The following is an 18,750-nucleotide window of genomic DNA, read 5'->3' on the forward strand; positions in this document are numbered from 1 at the left end:
AAGTACGGCATTGAAAACACCCCGCCCGCGCCCTAAACCCAAGCCATGGTCAAACCGTCCTTCAGTCATGTCACGCAATGGGTGTTCGATCTGGATAACACCCTCTATCCGCCGCATATGCAGCTGTTCGATCAGATCGAAGTTCTGATGACGGATTACGTGGTGCAGGCCATCGGCGTGGACCGGGCCGAGGCCGACAGGCTGCGCGGGCAGTACTGGCGCCAATACGGCACCACGCTGGCCGGGTTGATGGCCGAACATGATCTGGACCCCGAGCCCTATCTGCACGCGGTGCATCAGGTGGACATGAGCCATATGGACCCGGATGCAGAGCTGGCCGATCACATTCGCGCCCTGCCCGGACGGCGCATCGTCTACACCAATGGCAGCGCGCCCTACGCCGAGCGGGTTTTGCAGGCGCGCGGGCTTTCGGGGCTGTTTGATGCAATCTATGGCGTCGAACATGCCGGGTATCGGCCAAAGCCCGAGAAAGCCGCCTTTGAAGCCATCTTTGCACAGGATGGCATTCAGGCTGACAAGGCCGCGATGTTCGAGGATGACCCGCGCAATCTGGCCGCTCCGCATGAGATGGGCATGCGCACGGTTCACGTCGCCCCGGACCCGCATGAGGCCGATCACATCCACCATCACACGGACGATCTGACCGCATTTCTGGCCCGCCTGCGGTAGCCTGTCACACTGCGACGATCCGCACGTTCTGCACCCGCATGCGCAGCCCTATATGCGCTGGAGCGACGAACAGAACGGAGAGCCCCATGAGCGCGATCGAGATGCCCGGACGCCTGCCGGTTTGGCAGCGCCTATTCTTTGCAATTCCGGTTTTCGGGTGGCTGGCCCGCGACGCCGCCAACGCCAAGGCAGAGGACCTGTATTATGCCGTCGGCGCGGTCCTCAGCATGTGGGGCTGTTCCGCCATGGTGTTCGGCCTTCCCGGCCTTTACATCCCTGCCCTGATGATGGTGCCGGTGATGTTCCTTGTCCTGATCCTGATCTCACGCGGCTGAGATACGGGACAGGATGTCACTTGGCGCAGGGGGCGGAACCGAACTAGGGTCTGCCCGAACTGATGAGAGGCGCCATGACTGACAGTTGTGACATCCTGATTTCCGGCGGTGGAATCGCCGGTCTGACCGCAGCGGCGGCGTTTGGAACCGCCGGGTTTGACGTGGTGTGTGTAGATCCCGCGCCACCGATCACCGAACGGGATGTGGACGGGTCTGACCTGCGCACCACCGCCTTTCTGCAACCTGCGCGCGGCCTGCTGGAGCAATGCGGCCTGTGGGCGCGGCTGGATGCCCATGCGGCCCCCTTGCAGATCATGCGTATTGTCGATGCCGGGGGAGACGTGCCCGAACCCCGCGTCATACGCGATTTCAACGCAGCCGACATTTCCGAGCAACCGTTTGGCTGGAACCTGCCCAACTGGCTGTTGCGCCGGGAGATGGTCGCACGGCTGGCAGAGCTGCCGAATGTCGATTTCCGCCCCGGCACCGGGACCGTCAGCCTGTTCACCCGCACTGCCGAAGCCCGCGTTGGCCTGAGCGACGGCAGCCGCATCCGCTGCAAGCTGGTGCTGGCCGCAGATGGGCGCAACTCACCCATGCGCGAGGCCGCCGGTATCAACGTGCATACAACACGGTATGGACAGAAAGCACTGGCGTTTGCGGTGACGCATCCTATTCCGCACGAGAATGTCTCGACCGAGATACACAGGTCTGGCGGGCCGTTCACATTGGTTCCGCTGCCAGATTGGCAGGGGCAGCCCTCGTCCGCCATCGTCTGGATGGAGCGCGGCCCGAAGGCCGTTGACCTTTTAACCCTTGATGCCGAAGCGTTTGAGGCTGCGATGACGGAACGGTCCTGTGGCCTGTTTGGCCCCTTGAAGCTGGCATCGCGCCGGACCATCTGGCCGATCATCAGCCAGTCCGCGGAACGGCTGGCGGGTGAGCGTATTGCCCTGATGGCCGAAGCCGCGCATGTGGTGCCCCCCATTGGCGCGCAGGGGCTGAACATGTCATTGGGCGATCTGCGCTGCCTGCTGGATCTGGCGCAGTCCCGGCCCGAAGGTCTGGGCGACGCGCAGATGCTGGACGCCTATCACAAGGCGCGCCATACCGAGATCGAGATGCGGGTCAAGGGGATCGATTTGCTGAACCGCGCCTCGATGATCGAGGCGCGCCCGCTGCGGGATGCGCGCGCAATGGGGCTGAGCGCGCTGTATTCCCTGCCGCCTGTGCGCAAGACGCTGATGCAGATGGGCCTTGGCGTTCGCTAAGGCCCGACCCGTTTACAGAACCTGATCCAGCACGCGTTTCAGGCGCGCGATGGTGGCGTCCACATCATAAAGCTTGTCCAATCCGAACAGGCCTAGACGGAAGGTGCTGAAGCCTTCGGGTTCATCACATTGCAACGGCACCCCGGCGGCAATCTGCATCCCCAGAGCGGCAAATTTCTTGCCGTTCTGGATTTCGGGGTCCGAAGTGTAGCTGACCACAACGCCGGGTGCGCCGAAACCGTCAGCCGCCACCGAGACAATGCCATACTCCTTCAACATCGCCCGCACGCCGTCGCCCAGTGCCCATTGCGCCTTGCGCAGCTTTTCGAACCCGTATCCCCTGGTTTCTGCCATGGTATCGCGGAAGGCCAGCAGCGCATCGGTGGGCATCGTGGCGTGATAGGCGTGACCGCCATTTTCATAGGCCTGCATGATCTGGCGCCACTTCTTCAGGTCGATGGCGAAACTGTCCGAGCTTGTCTGTTCCAGACGCGCCTCGCCCCGTTCGGACAGCATGACCAGACCGGCACAAGGCGATGCGCTCCAGCCCTTTTGCGGGGCCGAGATCAGGACGTCGACACCGGTGGCTTTCATATCCACCCAGGCACACCCGGATGCGATGCAATCCAGCACCATCAATGCACCCACCTCATGCGCCGCGCTGGCCAGGGCGGTCACATAGTCATCCGGCAGAATGACACCCGCTGCCGTTTCAACATGGGGAGCGAACACAACGCCGGGTTTCTGTTCGCGAATCGTTGCGACGACCTCGTCAATCGGTGCGGGCGCAAAGGGGGACGGGCTGGAATTTCCAGTCTCGCGCGCCTTCATCACGGTGGTTGAGCTGGTCAGGGCACCGCTTTCGATGATCTGGCTCCAGCGGTACGAAAACCACCCGTTCCGGACCACAAGAACATCCGCCCCGCGCGCGAATTGCCGGGCAACCGCCTCCATCGCATAGGTACCGCCGCCCGGAATGATGGCCACCCCGTCTGCCTTGTACACCTCTTTCAGCATGGCCGAGATGTCGCGCATTACCCCCTGAAACTTTTGGGACATGTGGTTCAGCGAGCGATCGGTGAATACGACCGAGAATTCTTCGAGCCCGTTCGGGTCAACGTTCTTCAGCAAGGCAGGCATATGGCGTCCTTTCAATATCGTCAGTGCAGTCTTGGTCTCTTTACCTTGGCCAGTAAAGCCATTTCGCGACAAAAAGTGACGCGACGGAATGCGGGTAAAATCGACCCATTCGGTGCTGTATAACACTGGGAACACAAGAAAATGACGCCAACCAGTGTCACTTCCCCTTTACACTTCTGCTTGCTTCTGAACAGATGCGCACACTTTTTACTTGAAGGGATATTTTTCCTGTGACGATACAAAAGCGTATTAACTTCCAGTCCGTTCGAGATGAAGTAAAACGACGTATTGAAAGCCGCGTGTGGCCTCAGGGATCATTACTGCCGACCGAAACGCAACTGGCCGAAGAATTCAATTGCGCCCGCGCGACGGTGAACCGTGCCCTCAGGGAACTGGCCGATCAGGGTTTCATCGAACGCAAGCGCAAAAGCGGGACGCGGGTCAAGAAAGAGCCCAGCAAACACGCCAAGCTGGAATTCTCACTGGCGCGGCAGATGGTCGAAAGCCAGAATGCCGCCTATCGCTATGCGCTGGTGGAACGGACTGTCGAGGCCTGCCCCCGCTGGCTGTCCTCTCAGCTTGATGTCCCCGCCGAGACGCGGGTTCTGCATGTCGTCTGTATGCATTACGCGGACAACCGCCCGTTCCAACTTGAAGAGCGCTGGATCAATATCGGAACCGTCCCTGATGTGGAAAACGCCGACCTGACCCAGCAAGGACCGCATGAGTGGCTGCTGAATGCCGCTCCGTTCAACGATGCCGAGGTCGCGTTCTGCGCTATTTCCGCTGACGCAAGGCTGGCGGAATTCATGGGCACCACGGCGGGCGCGTCGATGATCCAGATGGAGCGTACCACCTGGAAAGAAGACAAACCGATCACGTTTGCCCGCCTGACCCATCATCCCGGATATTACATCCGCACCAAATACTAAGGCAGGTCATCCAATCGGTCCGGGCAGCCGTTCCTCGCTTAGCAGGACGTTCGCCTCGACATCGCCTGCGCCGGGCAGCGTCATGATCCGGCGCCGCAACACGCGTTCGAAATCGGACAGGTCCCGCGCCACAACGCGCAAGCGGTAGTCGTACAGACCCAGAACATGCTCGACGGTCTGTACTTCGGGGATGGCGCTGACGGCGCGTTCGAAATCCTCAAGGCTGATCTGACCCTTGCGCGCCAGCTTGACCCCCAGGAACACGGTCACGCCGAATCCCAGCGCCTCGGCATTCAGGCGCAGCCTTCGGCCCTTGATGATCCCGGCGTCCTCCAACCTGCGGATACGCCGCCAGGTGGCGGGTTGAGACAGGTTGAACCTGCGACCCAGCGCACCTGCGCTTTGGGTGGCGTCCTGTTGCAACGCGCGCAGCAGACGGCGGTCAATCTCGTCCAGCTCGATCATACCGGTAACACCTCGTCCCGTTTGACCCGCGCGATATGCATCAGCGCTTCGATATCGGCGATATGCGGCAGGGTCAGGATCCGGTCCCGATAAAGCTGCTGATAGTGCTTCATATCCCGCGCTATCACCGACAGGCGGACATCCACCCGGCCCAGAAAGGTCTGGATTTCGATCACTTCGGCCACGTTGCGGGCCTCTTCCATAAACTCGTCAAAGGCGCGGGCCTGTGTCTTGTCCAAGGTGATCCGAAGCGAGACTTCGACCGCATAGCCCATCGCGGCCCAGTCGATCACCGCCTCCTGCCCTTCAATGATCCCGGCCGCCTGCATCTTTTCCAGCCTGCGCCAACAGACACCTGCGCTGATCCGGCACAGATCGGCCAGTTCCGCGGTGGTCAGGCTGGGGTTCGCCTGAAAGTGACGCAAAATGCGCCGGTCGATATCGTCAAGCATGATTTTTTCAGTATTTTTCGTTTTCAGGAATTATTCTTCATCTTTTTTACAAATACTCAAGCCCAACCCTATCGCCAATCCGACGCGCGGCAGGTAGAACCGCCCCAACCAAACCAGAAAGGACCGGCAAAATGCGCGTCTATTACGATCGCGATTGCGACATCAACCTGATCAAAGACAAGAAAGTGGCTATCCTGGGCTATGGCAGCCAGGGCCACGCCCACGCGCTGAACCTGCGCGACTCGGGCGCCAAGAACCTGGTCATCGCCCTGCGCGAAGGCTCGCCCTCGGCCAAGAAAGCCGAAGCGGAAGGTCTACAAGTGATGGGCATCGCCGAAGCGGCTGCCTGGTGCGACGTCATCATGTTCACCATGCCCGACGAATTGCAGGCCGAGACCTACAAGAAATACGTTCATGACAACATCAAACCCGGTGCCGCCATCGCGTTTGCCCACGGTCTGAACGTCCATTTCGGGCTGATCGAGCCGAAAGACGGCGTTGACGTCATCATGATGGCCCCCAAAGGCCCTGGCCACACCGTGCGCGGCGAATACACCAAAGGCGGCGGTGTGCCCTGCCTGGTCGCGGTTCACAACGATGCAACCGGCAAGGCGCTGGAAATCGGCCTGTCCTACTGCTCGGCCATCGGTGGCGGCCGTTCGGGCATCATCGAGACCAACTTCCGCGAAGAATGCGAAACCGACCTGTTCGGCGAACAGGCCGTTCTGTGCGGTGGACTGGTCGAACTGATCCGCTGCGGCTTTGAAACTCTGGTCGAGGCCGGTTACGCACCCGAGATGGCCTATTTCGAATGTCTGCACGAAGTGAAGCTGATCGTTGACCTGATCTATGAAGGCGGCATCGCCAACATGGATTACTCGATCTCGAACACGGCCGAGTATGGCCAGTATGTCACCGGTCCGCGCATCCTGAAATACGACGAGACCAAGGCCCGCATGAAAGCGGTTCTGGACGACATCCAGCAGGGCAAATTCGTCCGTGACTTCATGCTGGAAAACGCCGTTGGCCAGCCGACCATCAAAGCGTCGCGCCGCGCCAATGACGAGCATATGATCGAAGAGACCGGCGCCAAGCTGCGCGGCATGATGCCGTGGATCTCGGCCGGCAAGATGGTCGACAAAGAAAAGAACTAAACCTGACCGATGTCAGGCAAAGGGCGGCCCAGGCGGTCGCCCTTTTTCATTTTCAGATTGCTTTAGCAAAGCATTCGTCCAGCACGAAATCCCATCCCGTATCGTAGCCGCCGCGCTTTTGGGGCGCTTCATCTGCCCAGACGTCCCAGCCGGAATGCGTCAGGGTGACTTTGGCCTGCCCCGAACCGCAATCCTCAAAACGCACATCGACGCGCGTAGGAGACCCGCTGTTGGTGCCCGGGTGCCAGGTGAATGCCACGGATCGGCCGGGATCGATCGCCAGCACTTCGCCCCAGTCGGTACGGGTTCCGTCGAACATGACCTCATAGACCGCGCCACCGATCCGGGGTTCAATAACCACGTCCCTTGCCGGTTGTCCCTGCGATGTGGACACCGCGTGGCTGTCCAGCGGCCACCATGTACCGATGCGGTTGACGAAGATGTCGAACGCACGCGCAGCTGAGGCACTTACGACAATTGTTTTGACAATCGGGTCTGTCATGGCCCCTCTCCGGCTCTGTTCACCTCATCTGCAAAGCTGTTCATCACGTCGCTCCAGTACCGGTCGAGCCATCTGCGCAGCTCTGCCAGCCCCTCGGGGCGCACCGCATAGATCCGGCGCGTCCCTTTCGCGTGGCATGTCACCAGCCCGGCATCCGACAGCACCTTGAGATGTTGCGAGACGGCCGGTCGGCTCACCGGCAGCTTTGACGCAAGCTCACCCACTGCCTGAGGCTGGCTGGCGACGGCTTCGAACACCTGCCTGCGGGTTGCATCGCCCAAAGCTGTAAATGTCGAATCGTAAGTCATTGCTTACGGTAAGTGCAAACTAACGTTAAGTCAAGATCAGCCCGTGACACCGGCGCGCACGCGGGATAAGGGGATGGAATGGTTGAACAACCCACGAAGCAGGACTGGAGCGGCGTTTTTACGCTGGGGCTTATTTGGGGCGGCACATTCATGGTCGTTGCGATGGCTTTGGAAGGTTATGGCCCGATTACCGTGGCGACATCGCGCACCACATTGGGGGCGGTGACGTTGCTTGTCCTGATGCGGATCACCGGGCGCCGCATGCCGGTTTTGACACCCGCGCTGACAACATCAATCCTGCTGATTGGCGTGTTGTCGACTGCGGTGCCTTTCATGCTGCTCAGCTGGGGGCAGCAATATGTACCCTCGGCCTTTGCAGGGTTGTCCATGGCTGCAATTCCGCTGATGGTGTTGCCGCTGGCGCATTTCTTTTCAGATGAGCCGCTGAACCTGCGTCGGTTTCTGGGCGTGTGCCTTGGGTTTTCCGGCGCATTGGTCCTGATCGGACCCGGTCTAGCAAAGCTGGGTCAAGGAACCGAGCCGCTGGCGCAGCTGGCCTGTATCTCGGCCGCCTTCTGCTATGCCTCGACATCGATCCTGACGCGGCGTTGCCCGCCGGTCGAGCCGCTGGCGCTGGCCGCGCTGACCCTGCTGGTCGGCGCTGTTCTGCTGGTGCCCATCATGCTGCTGATCGAAGGTGTTCCCACGTGGCAGGGCAACCGCCCATCGCTGGCCCTGATCGTGCTTGGCCTGATCCCCACAGCATTCGCCAACTTGCTGCGGGTTTCGATCACCCGCAGCGCCGGATCGGTGTTTTTGACACTGGTGAATTATCAGGTGCCGATCTGGTCGATGGTGTTCGGGGCCTGGATCCTGTCCGAGGCCCTGCCCCTGCGGTTCTACGTCGCCCTGGCCTTGATCCTGACGGGCATGGCCATCAGCCAGTGGTTCAGCCTGCGCAAGGTTCTGTTCGGGCACTAGCCTGTGGCGGCTTCGACCTCGGCCACGATACTGTCGACGACCTGGACCAGCAGCGCGTCATCCTCGCATTCGGCCATAACGCGGATCAGCGGCTCGGTGCCGGATTTACGGATCAGCAACCGTCCCTGCCCGTTCAGCCGCGCCTCGGCATCGGCAATGGCCGCTTTAACGCTTTGAACTTCAAGCGGAGTTTGACCGTTGGCATAGCGGACGTTCTTCAACAGCTGCGGCACGGTTTCGAACTGCTTGGACAGGTCCGAGGCTTTGCGACCGGACAGAACCATCTCGGCCAGGAAATGCAGACCGGCCATCAGGCCATCGCCGGTGGTGGCATAATCGCTCATCACGATATGACCGGATTGTTCACCGCCCAGGTTGAAGCCACCTTCGCGCATACGTTCGACCACATAACGGTCGCCGACGGCTGTGCGTTCCAGCCGCATACCGTGTGACGAGAGGTGCCGTTCAAGCCCCAGATTGGACATCACGGTGGCCACAAGCGCATCGCCTTTCAACTGCCCGGATTTTTTCCAGGCCGTCGCCAGCAGTGCCATAAGCTGATCGCCATCGGCGACCTGACCGGTTTCGTCGACGATAACGACCCGATCCGCGTCGCCGTCCAGACAGACACCAACGTCAGCGCCATGCGCCACGACGGTTTCGGCGGCCAGCTGCGGCTTGGTCGATCCGCAGTTGAGGTTGATGTTCTTCCCGTTGGGCGCAATGCCGATCGGGATCACGTCTGCGCCCAGTTCCCAAAGAACCTCGGGCGCGGTGCGGTGGGCGGCGCCGTTGGCACAGTCGATCACCACCTTCAGGCCATCCAGACGCACATCGCGCGGCAGCGAGGATTTCACACGCTCGCCATATCTGAACCGGGCGTCATCAACACGACGCGCCCGTCCGATATTCTGGGCCTGAGCAGGCCGGACACCTTCGTCGATCAGCTTTTCGATGTCGATCTCGGCCTGATCGGACAATTTATAGCCGTCGGGGCCAAAGAACTTGATACCGTTGTCCTCTGCCGGGTTGTGGCTGGCCGAGATCATGACACCCAGATCGGCCCGCATTGACCGGGTCATCAGACCCACCGCAGGCGTGGGGACCGGCCCCAGCAACAGCACGTTCATTCCGGTTGACGTCAAACCGGCGGTCAGCGCGTTTTCCAGCATATAGCCGGACAGGCGCGTGTCCTTGCCGATGACGACCCGGTGCACACCGGTCGCGTCGCGTCGGAAATAGCGCCCCACCGCAGCCCCGATGCGCAACGCCATTTCCGCCGTCATCGGATGCGTGTTGGCCGTGCCCCGCACCCCGTCGGTTCCGAACAGCTTGCGCATTGGTGTCACTCCGTGATTTTCCGTGAGACCGGATTACCGGACAGCGGCCCATAGGCGCAAGGCCTGAGCGGTCTCGGCGACGTCGTGAACGCGAATGATCTGCACGCCCTGAGACAATCCGGCCAAAGCCACGGCAATTGAACCCGGCGCGCGGGCAGTCTTGTCAGGCTCCTGTCCAATCGTTCCGATAAAGCCCTTGCGGGACACGCCCAGCAGGATCGGGCAGCCAAGCCCGTGAAACAGGCTGAGATTGCGCAGCAGGGTCAGGTTATGATCCTCGGTCTTGCCGAAACCGATGCCCGGATCGACCATGATCAGGTCGCGCCGAAGCCCCAGGCTTTCCAGCAGAGCGATCTGGGATTCGAGGAAGTCGTAAACATCCAGCAACACGTTGTCGTAGCTGGGGTTTTCCTGCATCGTGGCCGGATCGCCCTGCATATGCATGACGCAAACTGGTGTGCCCTTGGCGGCGCAAAACGGCGCCAGTTCGGGATCGAAGGTGAACCCCGAGACGTCGTTGACCAGCCCCGCGCCCGCCGCATACGCCGCTTTGGCGACGCTGGCTTTGCGGGTGTCGATTGAAATTAGGGCATCCGTTTGAGCGCGAATCGCCTCGATCACCGGGCGGGTGCGGGCAATTTCCTGATCTGCCGGAATGAAATCCGCGCCCGGGCGCGTTGATTCCCCGCCGATATCCAGAATGGTGGCCCCATGCGCCACCATCCTTGCAGCGGCATCGCGGGCGGCCTCGACCGAGCTGTGAACGCCCCCGTCCGAGAAACTGTCAGGCGTGGTGTTGAGAATGCCCATGATATGCGGCACCTGCATATCCAGCCCGGCAATGGGTGCGCGCGGGCCGGTCAAACGCGCCAGCGCCCCACCGGGAATATCCGATGCCGCCATGATCTGCGGAGCGGTATCGCGCCCAAGCGCTTCGACATGGGTAAACCACAGGGGTTGACCGGCCAGAGAGTACGCGCCAGCGGGTCGGGTCTGGCCGTGCTGAACCAGCGGTCTGAAATAGATGCTCACAATTTGGCCTGATCCACGGCCACAGCCCGCAGGGGGGTTTTGGGCGCTTTCGGCAATTCACCGCCGATGACCATCATCTCACTGGCTTCAAAGGTCGCGGCAAACCACGCGGCCAAAGCCACGGCGTCGGATGGCGCGGCAGAAGGACCATCCACCGCGTCCAGAACGATCTTGGACGGGGCCCAGACACAGATCTGGCCGTTCTTCATGGCCCAGTCCAGTTCCGTCCGGGTTGAAACCACCTTGCAGCGGTGATCGCGTGCGGCCAGAACCCACGCGTTTTGCTCGATCGCAAGCAGGTCAATCCGGCGCTGTGTCATTGCGTGGCCGGTTTGCGGCGCAGCCAGGTCTGACGCCCCCACACACAGGATCAGCGGGCGTTGGCGGTTCTGCAACTGGTCGATCCACCCGGTCAGATTGTCCGAGGCGATAGCGTCATTCGATAGGTAGACCAGACGGGGATGCGGGCGGTCTTCCTCGGTCACGTCGTGATGAACCGAGTCTTTCCCGCGCACGATCTCGACCCCAAGAGCGCCCGGACCACGATCCAGTTTTTCGATGCGAACAAAGACCCTTACAGCCTGAGGTTCATGCAAGATACGTTCGGCCACACGTTCGGCCAGGGTTTCAAGCAGGTTCAGACGCTCGGCCGCGAGCTCATAGGCAATGGATTCCGTCACCCGGTCATAAGACAGGATGCGATCCACATCGTCGTCAATGGGGTCAGTAAGAGGCCGGACTTCGACGACGATATTGAAACAGATCCGCTGGGTTGTTCCCCGCTCGGCCTGAAACGCACCGATTTCAACCTCGACAATATGGTCGCGCAGGGAAATGCGGTCCAGCGGCCCTCGGGGCGAGGTCGCCTCGGACCGTTCGGACGGGTGCGCAAATGCCAGTCGGATTTCAGAACTCATGGGTCCGGCCTTTTCGGCTTGTTGCAGGGCTTGCCCACTATAGGCGTTGCAAGCGCCTATAACATTCAAACAAACGCCATTCCAACCGCCGAATGCGGCGTCAGGTGACGCGAAACCAGCTCATCATACCCGAAGCGGCATGGCCCAGCATATGGCAATGCAACAGCCAGTCCCCCGGATTATCCGCGACCAGCGCGATCTGGCGGGTTTGTCCGCGATCAACCAAAACAGTGTCGCGCCACGGGCCAAGCGATCCGTCCGGCTGGATCAGTCGGAAGTGGTGGCCGTGCAAATGCATGGCATGTGGAAAGACTGTTTCATTGACGAACTCGATCCTGTGAAGGCCGCCGGTCCGGGCGTCCAGAAACGGATCGGACGGGCGTTCCGCATAACCGTTCAGGGCCCAGAACCGGCCCAACTGCGCCAGTTCCTGGCCTGACAATTCAGTGTCCCCGATCCGGGCGTTGTCCAGCCAGCGCATCGCCCCGCCTTGCAGGGACATCCGGTGCAATGGTGCGGATGAGACATCCTCGATGACTGGCAAAGGGTTGGGCGGCAACGCTGCCACGCCTTGTCGTGGCGCGGGTGCGAGAGGTTCGTCGACATCGAACCGAACGATGCCAAAGGCACCGTCGCGTTCAACACTCACCAGACTTGCCGTATCACCCGCAGCCACGACATCCACAACAAGATCGATGCGTTGTGCAGGGGCGATTGGGAAAGCCCCCGACAATAGGATCGGCGTTTCCAGTGGCATACCGTCAAGGGCGACGATCCACCCTGACAACCCATCGAGATTCAGGTCAAAAATCCGCGCGTTGGAGGCGTTGATCAGGCGTAGCCGGAGACGGTCGTTCCGTCGCGCCTGAACGCGCGGGTCAAGGGATCCGTTGACAGTGATGATATTCCCCAGTCGGCCAGCGTGGCTGAGATCATGGCCATTGTCGAAATCATCCGTGATCTGGGCGGTTTCCGGATCAAGCCGCCAGTCGTCCAGCATCAGCACCAGATCCTGATCCACATCGGGGGCAGCAGTTTCTTCGACGATCAGCGGCCCGTAAAGCCCGCGCGCAACCTGTTCCATCGACTGGTTATGCGCATGATACCAATAGGTCCCTGCGTCGGGAACGACGAAGGAGTAATCAAAGCTTGCGTCCGTCTCGACCGCGTCCTGTGTCAGGCCGGGCACGCCGTCCATGGCGTTTTCAATGCGAATGCCGTGCCAATGGACCGAAGTTGCTTGCGGAAGCTGGTTCATCAGGGTGCGCTGGATGCGGTCGCCCTGCCTGACGCGCAGTTCAACGCCGGGGACAGACCCGTCATATGTCCAGACTTCCGTTTCAGGATAACTTGCAGGCGCGATCGGGTGTTTGGTTACACGCGCATTAAGCGGTGCAAAACCCGCACTGGCCACACGCGGCATCAGCAGTGCTGCTGCAGCCGTTTGCAAAAGGTGTCTGCGGTTCAAATTCATTACGGGCCTCCTGGCCCGCAATATAGGATGCAACCTGCCCCGCGCCAGCAAGCTTCCAGCGCGGGTTCGTCAATCAGTTGCTCGCTGTCCGGTAGTTGTGGCGGTAAAAAACATGCACGCCGATTTTCGCCGTCTGTTTGTAGACCCGCGACCAGGATGGGCGAACCGACGTCGTGTGATAATGTGTTGCCCCTTCGGTCAACTCATCCGCCACGCCATCAATGGCTGCCCGCGCGACTTTCGCCACACGCTCATACGCCTTTTTCTCGTGGATGACTTCCTTGCGGCCATCGCAGGTGTATGTGAACTGGCACTGGTATTTCTTGCCGGTCCCCTGATGGATCACGCCGCACAGGGAATCCGGGAAACGGCTGCTTTTGACCCGATTCAGGATCACCTCGGCAACCGCGAACTGGCCGCGCACGCTTTCGCCGCGCGCCTCGAAGTACAGGGCTTCGGACAGGCATTTCCAGTTTTCACCGCCCGTGGCCTTTGGTTGCTGGTCAAGCCAGTCTTTTGAGAAGGACACTTCGACAGGTTCAGCCGCCTTGCGGGGCTGGAACAGCTTGAAATAGTCCCGAAAACTTTGCGCCGGCAGTTCACTGCGGGCGACAAGTTCTTGTTTTGCAGTATCAGTCGCTTCCTTCTCGGCGAAGGACGCACTCGGCAGCACGGTTGCCGCCACTGCGGCAACAGCCAATATGTAACGTAGCATCAGATAACCTCGCACAGGCACATCACGCGCCATACCCTCCCCCGGCGGGCGCGACGTGGCTGATACCCCAGACTGAGGCAAAGGTCCAGTATCTTGAAAAAAGCAAGTGGAAAATCGCCCGTAGCGAAAATATTTTTCGCCTACGAGTGACCGTATAACCCACTATTCCTTGGGGTTCAGCGCAGTGTCAACCCCCAAGTCTGGAGGAAATCGCCAGTTGAGCGGCAGCCAGCCGAGCGACTGGAACCCGGAACGGTGAGCACGACACATAGTCGAATCCAAGATCGCGACAGATGGCGATTGATTCGGGGTTTCCACCGTGTTCGCCACAGACCGAAAGGGTCACATCCGGCTTCGCGGCACGTCCGCGTTCCGCCCCGAGTTTCAGCAGCTCGCCCACCCCGTCCGGATCAAGGACATGGAACGGATCTTCGGTAAAGACCCCCTGCCGCACGTAAGCGGACATGAAACGACCAGCATCGTCGCGGGACAGACCGTAGGTCATCTGCGTCAGGTCATTTGTACCAAAACTCATGAAGGCGGTCTGCGGCGCGATCTCTTCCGCGCGCAGACAGGCGCGTGGTGTTTCGACCATGACGCCCAGCCGATATTCGAACTTCTGCCCCCGTTCCGATTCAACGGCGGCGGCGACCGAGTCGATGCGGGATTTGACCAGTTCAACCTCGCGCTTGGCGGATACCAGCGGGATCATCACTTCGGGCACCACCGGTGCACCGTTTTTTCGGGCTTCAAGTGTGGCTTCGAAAATCGCACGCGCCTGCATGTCGTAGATCTCGGGCACGGTGACACCCAGACGAACGCCACGCAGACCCAGCATGGGGTTGTATTCGGTCATCGCCTCAACCCGGCGTTCGACGTCAGACACGGGCAGGTCCAGCGCCTCGGCCAGTTCCCGTTGCCCGGTGCGCGTTGTCGGCAGAAACTCATGCAAGGGGGGATCGAACAGGCGGATGCAGACAGGCTGGCCTTCCATGATCCTGAACAGCTGAACAAAATCCTCGCGCTGCATCGGAAGCAGGCGTTCCAGCACTGCCGCCCTGCCCGCCGAGGTTTGCGCAAAGATCATTTCGCGCATCACGATCAGACGACCGGGATCAAAGAACATATGTTCGGTCCGGCACAGACCGATCCCCTGAGCCTGAAAGTTCCGGGCCGTCTGCGCGTCAGCCGGTGTGTCAGCATTGGCGCGGATGTCGATGTCACGCTCGGCATCGGCCCAGCCCATCAGCGTCTGGAAACAGTCATCCAACGCGGCCTCGAGCATGGCGGGCTGACCGGCCAGCACCTGCCCCGAGCTGCCATCAATGGTGACAATATCGCCGGTTTTAAACACCCGCCCATCCGGTGCGGTCAGCATCTTGTCTTTCGTCTGAAACCGCATTTCCGAGGCCCCGACGATACAGGGCAGGCCCAATCCGCGCCCGATCACGGCCGCGTGGCTGGTCATGCCGCCCTTTTCCGTCAGAACCGCTACAGCGGCGTGCATCCCGCGCACATCCTCGGGCGAGGTTTCCCGGCGCACCAGAACACACGCCTCGCCCCGAGCGGCACTGGCCTGTGCTTCGGCCGAGGTGAACACGATCTTGCCGGTCGAGGCACCGGGGCTGGCACCAATGGCCGTGGTCAGCACGTCGCGGCGTGCATCGGGGTGGACCTGACGGTGCAGAAGTTCGTTCAGCGCGTGCGGGTCGACACGCATCACCGCCTCTTGCGGCGGGATGATACCGTCTTCGGCAAGACGTACGGCAATGCGCATGGCCGCGCGGGCCGATCGCTGCACCCGGACACCATCCAGAATATGCACAGTGCCATCCTGAATGACGAATTCGACCTGCATCTCTTCGCGCAGTTTCTCGCGCATCAGGGCGGCATGCGCTTTGACATCGGCAAAAGCTTTGGGCGCGACCTCTTCCAGCGAGGGGCCGCGCGGGTCTTTTTCCAGAAACAGGGCTGCCACATCTTTGCCCAGCGCATCGCGCCCCTGGCTCTGACTTAGGTAGCGACCGGTGATCTGTGGCATTCCGGTTGTGGAATCAACCAGTTGCAGAACACCCGATCCGCATTCCCCTTTGCCGACGCCGGGGATCATCTCTTGGATGACCAACCCAAGCCCGGCGTCAGCGGGTGCCCCCTTGGCCTGCCGCAGCAAGCGCGCGGACGTCCCGTCCCATGCACGTGCCATCGAGCGCAGAACGCCGATCAGCTGTTCGCCCCTGTCCTGCGGAAAGACCTCGTCGGTTTCATCCTCGTAGGCGCGCAGCGAGTGGCGCAGCCCCTCGCGGCCATCAGCGTCAATGTCATCAAACACATCCGCATCCAGCCGCGCCACGTGGATCGCATAGCTTTGAACGAACCTCAGATACAGGGCTGCGGCGGCCTCGGCCCCCATGGTGTCGGACAGATCAACATAACGCGCATCGTTCATTCCGATATTGAGAACCGCGCCGGGACCACCCCAATCGGGGTCTTCGGAACTGGGCCGGACGCATAGCAACGAAGTGGGATCGAACTGTTCGAGGATCGATGCAATATCCGGGGTTGTCCCTTCGGCGATCTGGTGAACGGCATCAAATGACAACGCAACGGTTCGGGGCACCGGCAGGTCCAGCCGGACCAAACGTTGCAGACATTTGGCCCGCCCGCCATGCCTATGGGCGGTGACAGGCGCGTCGGATGTAATGAGCGTCGTATTCGGATTATTCTGCACTGCAGCACCTTTTGGTTTGCGTGCAGCATAAGCGCTTGCGCCCTTCACGCAAGTGCGTTGTGGGCGCGCCTGCCAGCGCGCCCGGTCGTTTACCCTTCGATCCGGGTCAGATCGGCCACGCTGGAGCAGATCTGACGGATCTGGCTGAGCAGGTTCAGCCGGTTGCGGCGCAGGATGTCGTTGTCGGTGTTGACCTGAACATCTTCAAAGAACGCATCCACCGGCCCACGCAAGGCGGCCATAGCGGCCATGGCGGTCGGAAAATCCTCGGCTTTCAACGCCGGATCGATCTGCTTTTGCGCCTGATCCAGGGCCGCAAACAGCGCTTTTTCGCTGTCCGTTTCAGCAAATTTGACATCTGCGCCGTAGGAATATTCGACGCCGTCCTTCTCCTCGGCCTGCGTCAGGATGTTGTTGGCGCGCTTGAACCCCTGCACAAGGTTTTCGCCATCCTCAGTCGCAATTACCGCGTTCAGAGCACGGGCGCGTTTGACGAGCAGGTTAAGGTCATCATTGCCGTCCATCGCGATACAGGCGTCGATAATGTCGTGGCGGATGCCTTCATCGCGGAGGAAGACCTTGAGGCGGTCGTGGAAGAAGGAGAGGAGATCGTCGGATGCGTCAGGAACCTTCTTCTCGAGCTCCAGAAAAGCAGCCGCAGGCAATCCTCCGACTTTGTCCTTAACTGTCTGGAATGCAGCGCCAAAGACGCCATGATCGGCGATCTCCTCCAAAAGGTCGCGGACACTCGCATCCGGCAGCGCCTCATTAATAGCGCTCTCCGCGCGAACCAACTGACTGTCAAAGAAACGGTCCAAATTGATACGCAAATCGTTGTCCAAAATCAGTCGAATAGCCCCCAACGCCGCGCGGCGCAGCGCAAATGGGTCTTTCGATCCGGTTGGCTTCTCATCAATCGCCCAGAACCCGGACAGCGTGTCCAGCTTATCCGCCAGCGCCACGTTTACAGACAGCGGCGCGTTAGGAACGTCATCCGAGGGACCCAGCGGCGAGTAATGCTCTTGAGCCACGGCCGCCACGGCGGCGTCTTCACCTGCTGCCTCGATGTAGTACCGCCCCATAAGCCCCTGAAGTTCGGGGAATTCATAGACCATCTCGGAACTCAGATCAGCCTTGGCCAAGCGCGCGGCTTTTTCGGCCTGATCGGCATCCGCGCCCGTCACCGGGGCCAGTTCGCGGGCCAGTGCGGCGATGCGGTCGATCCGTTCCGCCTGTGTGCCCAGCTTGTTGTGGAAGGTCACATTCTCCAGCGCGCGGGTCCATTGGGCGATGTCCGATTTGGCAACGCGCAGATCGTTCTCCCAGAAGAACTTCGCATCGGCCAAGCGCGCCGACAGCACCTTTTGGTTCCCGGCCAAAATGGTTGCGCCATTGTCGGCGGTTTCGCGGTTGGCGACGGTGATGAAGCGTTCGATCCGACCCGTTTTGGGGTTCTTCACGGAAAAGAACTTCTGATGCTCTTTCATCGAGGTTTGCAGCACCTCGGGCGGCAGTTCCAGAAACTCTTCGTCAATCTGCCCCATCAGCACCACGGGCCATTCGACCAGACCGGCAACCTCGGCCAGCAGACCCTTATCCTCGACCACCTCAAGACCGGCGGCAAAACCCATGTTCTGGGCGTCGTTCCAGATATGCTCGGCGCGTTCTTCGGGCGACAGCACCACAAAGGCGCGTTTCAGTTGGGCTGCATAATCCTCGAACGACGTGACCGAGAACCGGTTCGGCGCCATGAAACGGTGGCCAGCCGTGGTGTCACCGGCTTTGATCCCCTCGATCTCCAAAGGCACAACCTGCGCGCCCGCTTCATCGCTGAGGATGCACAGGATCGAGTGCAAGGGCCGCACCCAACGCATCGGGCCACTGCCCCAGCGCATCGATTTGGGCCATGGGAAGTTGCGGATGGTTACGTCCAGCACTTCGGCCACGATCTCGGCCGCAGGACGCCCAGCTTTTTCGATGGTGGCGAAATAAACAGCGCCCTTGGGCGTGTCGCGTTCTTCCAACTGTTCCCGCGTCAGGCCCGCGCCGCGCAGGAAACCTTCGATGGCTTTGTCGGGTGCGCCAACCTTGGGGCCTTTGCGTTCCTCACGGATCGTCGGGCTCTCGGACAGCACCCCTTCGACCGCCAGCGTCAGGCGGCGCGGCGTGGTCAGGGCGGCGGCCCCAGCATAGGTCAGACCAGCCTCAACCAAACCATCGGTGATCCGTTTTTTCAGCTCATCTCCGGCGCGGGTCTGCATGCGCGCAGGGATCTCTTCAGAGAACAGTTCGATCAACAGGTCGGGCATAGTCG

General features: G+C 60.7%; 18 protein-coding genes. 6 read left to right on the plus strand and 12 right to left on the minus strand.

The features are described from left to right. Window positions 1–45: 45 nt before the first annotated feature. The 3 genes from ACR0AP_RS04640 (at window position 46) to ACR0AP_RS04650 (ending at window position 2,296) form a co-directional block, all read left to right on the plus strand. The gene (locus ACR0AP_RS04640; RefSeq protein WP_480476564.1) at window positions 46–690 is read left to right on the plus strand and encodes a pyrimidine 5'-nucleotidase; all 645 of its coding nucleotides are present in this window, start codon (window positions 46–48) and stop codon (window positions 688–690) included. 86 nt (window positions 691–776) lie between these two features. Then, a complete protein-coding gene (locus ACR0AP_RS04645) occupies window positions 777–1,025 on the plus strand; it encodes a hypothetical protein (RefSeq protein ID WP_480505604.1) in 249 nt (82 codons plus the stop codon). 74 nt (window positions 1,026–1,099) lie between these two features. After that, window positions 1,100–2,296, plus strand: a complete 1,197-nt coding sequence (locus ACR0AP_RS04650) for a UbiH/UbiF family hydroxylase (RefSeq protein ID WP_209595879.1) — start codon at window positions 1,100–1,102, stop codon at window positions 2,294–2,296. A gap of 12 nt (window positions 2,297–2,308) precedes the next feature. Here the strand turns inward: ACR0AP_RS04650 and ACR0AP_RS04655 are convergent, their stop codons facing one another. After that, complete coding sequence (locus tag ACR0AP_RS04655) at window positions 2,309–3,436, minus strand: aminotransferase class V-fold PLP-dependent enzyme (RefSeq protein WP_480505822.1); 1,128 nt, start codon at window positions 3,434–3,436, stop codon at window positions 2,309–2,311. 230 nt (window positions 3,437–3,666) lie between these two features. Between ACR0AP_RS04655 and ACR0AP_RS04660 the strand changes: the two genes are divergently transcribed. Further along, a complete protein-coding gene (locus ACR0AP_RS04660; RefSeq protein ID WP_480505607.1) occupies window positions 3,667–4,368 on the plus strand; it encodes a GntR family transcriptional regulator in 702 nt (233 codons plus the stop codon). Between the two features lie 6 nt (window positions 4,369–4,374). Here the strand turns inward: ACR0AP_RS04660 and ACR0AP_RS04665 are convergent, their stop codons facing one another. Together ACR0AP_RS04665 and ACR0AP_RS04670 are read right to left on the minus strand one after the other, a co-directional pair. After that, on the minus strand, window positions 4,375–4,833 hold the full coding sequence (locus ACR0AP_RS04665) for an Lrp/AsnC family transcriptional regulator (RefSeq protein ID WP_209504239.1): 459 nt from the start codon (window positions 4,831–4,833) through the stop codon (window positions 4,375–4,377). Further along, a complete protein-coding gene (locus ACR0AP_RS04670) occupies window positions 4,830–5,285 on the minus strand; it encodes an Lrp/AsnC family transcriptional regulator (protein ID WP_480476554.1) in 456 nt (151 codons plus the stop codon). The genes ACR0AP_RS04665 and ACR0AP_RS04670 overlap by 4 nt, the downstream gene beginning before the upstream one ends. Window positions 5,286–5,416: 131 nt before the next feature. Between ACR0AP_RS04670 and ilvC the strand changes: the two genes are divergently transcribed. Further along, the gene (gene ilvC, locus ACR0AP_RS04675; protein WP_209504241.1) at window positions 5,417–6,439 is read left to right on the plus strand and encodes a ketol-acid reductoisomerase; all 1,023 of its coding nucleotides are present in this window, start codon (window positions 5,417–5,419) and stop codon (window positions 6,437–6,439) included. 52 nt (window positions 6,440–6,491) lie between these two features. On the opposite strand, the gene ACR0AP_RS04680 is transcribed toward ilvC, so the two are convergent. Both ACR0AP_RS04680 and ACR0AP_RS04685 read right to left on the minus strand, forming a co-directional pair. Beyond that, complete coding sequence (locus ACR0AP_RS04680) at window positions 6,492–6,941, minus strand: SRPBCC family protein (RefSeq protein WP_480505609.1); 450 nt, start codon at window positions 6,939–6,941, stop codon at window positions 6,492–6,494. Next, on the minus strand, window positions 6,938–7,249 hold the full coding sequence (locus tag ACR0AP_RS04685; RefSeq protein ID WP_480505611.1) for an ArsR/SmtB family transcription factor: 312 nt from the start codon (window positions 7,247–7,249) through the stop codon (window positions 6,938–6,940). Before ACR0AP_RS04685 ends, ACR0AP_RS04680 begins: the two co-directional genes overlap by 4 nt. A 78-nt stretch (window positions 7,250–7,327) precedes the next feature. On the opposite strand from ACR0AP_RS04685, the gene ACR0AP_RS04690 reads away from it, so the two are divergent. Continuing rightward, window positions 7,328–8,230, plus strand: a complete 903-nt coding sequence (locus ACR0AP_RS04690) for a DMT family transporter (protein WP_480505613.1) — start codon at window positions 7,328–7,330, stop codon at window positions 8,228–8,230. Here ACR0AP_RS04690 and glmM read toward each other — a convergent pair. The 7 genes from glmM to glyS form a co-directional block, all read right to left on the minus strand. Then, window positions 8,227–9,570: a phosphoglucosamine mutase gene (gene glmM / locus ACR0AP_RS04695; RefSeq protein ID WP_480505616.1), complete on the minus strand. Its 1,344-nt coding sequence runs from the start codon at window positions 9,568–9,570 to the stop codon at window positions 8,227–8,229. The genes ACR0AP_RS04690 and glmM overlap by 4 nt on opposite strands. Before the next feature lie 33 nt (window positions 9,571–9,603). Further along, the gene (gene folP, locus ACR0AP_RS04700; protein ID WP_480505618.1) at window positions 9,604–10,602 is read right to left on the minus strand and encodes a dihydropteroate synthase; all 999 of its coding nucleotides are present in this window, start codon (window positions 10,600–10,602) and stop codon (window positions 9,604–9,606) included. Continuing rightward, window positions 10,599–11,519, minus strand: a complete 921-nt coding sequence (locus ACR0AP_RS04705; protein ID WP_480505620.1) for a dihydroneopterin aldolase — start codon at window positions 11,517–11,519, stop codon at window positions 10,599–10,601. The genes folP and ACR0AP_RS04705 overlap by 4 nt, the downstream gene beginning before the upstream one ends. Before the next feature lie 100 nt (window positions 11,520–11,619). Beyond that, window positions 11,620–12,993 (minus strand): multicopper oxidase family protein, encoded by a 1,374-nt coding sequence (locus ACR0AP_RS04710; protein WP_480505622.1) that lies wholly within the window; start codon window positions 12,991–12,993, stop codon window positions 11,620–11,622. Between the two features lie 73 nt (window positions 12,994–13,066). Further along, window positions 13,067–13,708, minus strand: coding sequence for a cell wall hydrolase (locus tag ACR0AP_RS04715; protein WP_480505624.1), 642 nt, complete (start codon window positions 13,706–13,708; stop codon window positions 13,067–13,069). A gap of 187 nt (window positions 13,709–13,895) precedes the next feature. Beyond that, window positions 13,896–16,436 (minus strand): putative PEP-binding protein, encoded by a 2,541-nt coding sequence (locus ACR0AP_RS04720; protein WP_480505626.1) that lies wholly within the window; start codon window positions 16,434–16,436, stop codon window positions 13,896–13,898. Window positions 16,437–16,525: 89 nt separating this feature from the next. Continuing rightward, complete coding sequence (gene glyS, locus ACR0AP_RS04725) at window positions 16,526–18,745, minus strand: glycine--tRNA ligase subunit beta (RefSeq protein WP_480505628.1); 2,220 nt, start codon at window positions 18,743–18,745, stop codon at window positions 16,526–16,528. Between the last annotated feature and the right edge of the window lie 5 nt (window positions 18,746–18,750).

The organism is Ruegeria sp. AF7 (genome assembly GCF_056541885.1).

Bases quoted from the DNA above. Each gene is read 5' to 3' on its own strand.
- ACR0AP_RS04640 (WP_480476564.1), top strand. From the start codon at position 46: ATGGTCAAACCGTCCTTCAGTCATGTCACGCAATGGGTGTTCGATCTG.
- ACR0AP_RS04645 (WP_480505604.1), top strand. From the start codon at position 777: ATGAGCGCGATCGAGATGCCCGGACGCCTGCCGGTTTGGCAGCGCCTA.
- ACR0AP_RS04650 (WP_209595879.1), top strand. From the start codon at position 1,100: ATGACTGACAGTTGTGACATCCTGATTTCCGGCGGTGGAATCGCCGGT.
- ACR0AP_RS04655 (WP_480505822.1), bottom strand. From the start codon at position 3,436: ATGCCTGCCTTGCTGAAGAACGTTGACCCGAACGGGCTCGAAGAATTC.
- ACR0AP_RS04665 (WP_209504239.1), bottom strand. From the start codon at position 4,833: ATGATCGAGCTGGACGAGATTGACCGCCGTCTGCTGCGCGCGTTGCAA.
- ACR0AP_RS04670 (WP_480476554.1), bottom strand. From the start codon at position 5,285: ATGCTTGACGATATCGACCGGCGCATTTTGCGTCACTTTCAGGCGAAC.
- ilvC (WP_209504241.1), top strand. From the start codon at position 5,417: ATGCGCGTCTATTACGATCGCGATTGCGACATCAACCTGATCAAAGAC.
- ACR0AP_RS04680 (WP_480505609.1), bottom strand. From the start codon at position 6,941: ATGACAGACCCGATTGTCAAAACAATTGTCGTAAGTGCCTCAGCTGCG.
- ACR0AP_RS04685 (WP_480505611.1), bottom strand. From the start codon at position 7,249: ATGACTTACGATTCGACATTTACAGCTTTGGGCGATGCAACCCGCAGG.
- ACR0AP_RS04690 (WP_480505613.1), top strand. From the start codon at position 7,328: ATGGTTGAACAACCCACGAAGCAGGACTGGAGCGGCGTTTTTACGCTG.
- glmM (WP_480505616.1), bottom strand. From the start codon at position 9,570: ATGCGCAAGCTGTTCGGAACCGACGGGGTGCGGGGCACGGCCAACACG.
- ACR0AP_RS04705 (WP_480505620.1), bottom strand. From the start codon at position 11,519: ATGAGTTCTGAAATCCGACTGGCATTTGCGCACCCGTCCGAACGGTCC.
- ACR0AP_RS04710 (WP_480505622.1), bottom strand. From the start codon at position 12,993: ATGAATTTGAACCGCAGACACCTTTTGCAAACGGCTGCAGCAGCACTG.
- ACR0AP_RS04715 (WP_480505624.1), bottom strand. From the start codon at position 13,708: ATGCTACGTTACATATTGGCTGTTGCCGCAGTGGCGGCAACCGTGCTG.
- glyS (WP_480505628.1), bottom strand. From the start codon at position 18,745: ATGCCCGACCTGTTGATCGAACTGTTCTCTGAAGAGATCCCTGCGCGC.